The organism is Actinoplanes sp. NPDC026670 (assembly GCF_040638175.1).
Taxonomy (GTDB): domain Bacteria; phylum Actinomycetota; class Actinomycetes; order Mycobacteriales; family Micromonosporaceae; genus Actinoplanes.
Window position 1 is genome coordinate 1 of record NZ_JBEZXU010000192.1, and the last position, 1,326, is coordinate 1,326.

The following is a 1,326-nucleotide window of genomic DNA, read 5'->3' on the forward strand; positions in this document are numbered from 1 at the left end:
GGGCGTTGCGACGTTACGAGTCTCGGCGTGTCCAGGACGTCTTGAGTAGCTGCAAGATTGATGCATCTGATACAACGTCGGGGTGCGGCGTGATGACCCTGGCTCGGTGAGCCTCGTGCTGGCGCCCAACGTTGTGCATCTGGATCCGGCGCCAGTGGTGTTCGAGGAGATGCTGCGGGGTTGGGCGGCTCAGCAGCGCAGCCGTTTCCTGGCCGAGGCGACGGTCACGCAGCGGCTGCGGTTGGCGCGGCGGCTGGCGGAGTTCTCGGGGCTGTATCCGTGGCAGTGGACGCCGGCCGAGGGGGAGGCGTTCATCTCCCACCTGCGTGGTGGCGACAGGCCATTGGCGTTGTCGACGGCCCGCGGCTACGAGGTGGACCTGCGGATGTTCTGCGAGTACCTGCTGGATGCCCGGTACGGCTGGGCCTCGTTGTGCGTCGAGCGGTTCGGCGTGGCACCGCAGCAGGTGTTTCACCAGGACAACTCCGTCGTTCACATCGAGGATTACGAGGGTGAGCCGGGACGGCGGCCGTTGACCTACGACGAGTTGCAGGCGTTGTTCGACGCGGCCGACGGCCGGGTCGCTGAGATCAGGTCGCGGGGTGTCAAGGGTGCGCTGGCCGCGTCGCGGGACGCGGCGATGCTGAAGCTGACGTACGCCTTCGGGCTGCGTCGGCGGGAGGTGGCGATGCTCGACCTGGTCGATGTGCGGTCGAATCCGAAGGCGCCGCAGTTCGGTCGGTGCGGGATGGTGATGGTGCGCTACGGCAAGGCGTCGCGGGGCGGGCCGCCACGGCGGCGCACGGTGCTGTTGGTGCCGGAGATGGATTGGGTGGTGCCGGTGGTGGAGCACTGGTTGCACGAGGTGCGTCCGGCGCTGGGGCCGGGCAAGCATCCGGCGCTGTGGGTGAGCGAGCGCCGGGGGCGAGTGTCGACGCGGTCGGTCAACGACGCGTTCGTCGCGGCGCGGGAGACCGCCGGGCTGGATCCGGCGCTGGATCCGCATTGCCTGCGTCATTCCTACGTCACGCATTTGATCGAGTTCGACTATCCGGTCAAGTTCGTGCAGGACCAGGTGGGGCACAAGTTCGCCAGCACCACCGCCATCTACACCGGGGTATCCAACGACTACCGCAACCAGCTGCTGCGACGCGTCATGCAAGACCGGCTCGGAGAGATGTGGGACGCGCAGTGATCAAGAAGATGGGGTACCGGTGGCACCTGCGGCAGTTGATGGCCGCCAGGGACATGTTCGCCACCACGGACCTGGTGCCGCTGCTGGCCGAGCGGGGTGTCACGCTGTCGCGGGAGCAGGTGTTCCGGCTG

1 protein-coding gene is annotated in these 1,326 nt (G+C 67.6%); it reads left to right on the forward strand.

What is annotated here, in order from left to right:
- Window positions 1-106: 106 nt before the first annotated feature.
- Complete coding sequence (locus AB0E94_RS53005; protein ID WP_256092951.1) at window positions 107-1,195, forward strand: tyrosine-type recombinase/integrase; 1,089 nt, start codon at window positions 107-109, stop codon at window positions 1,193-1,195.
- Window positions 1,196-1,326 lie beyond the last annotated feature (131 nt).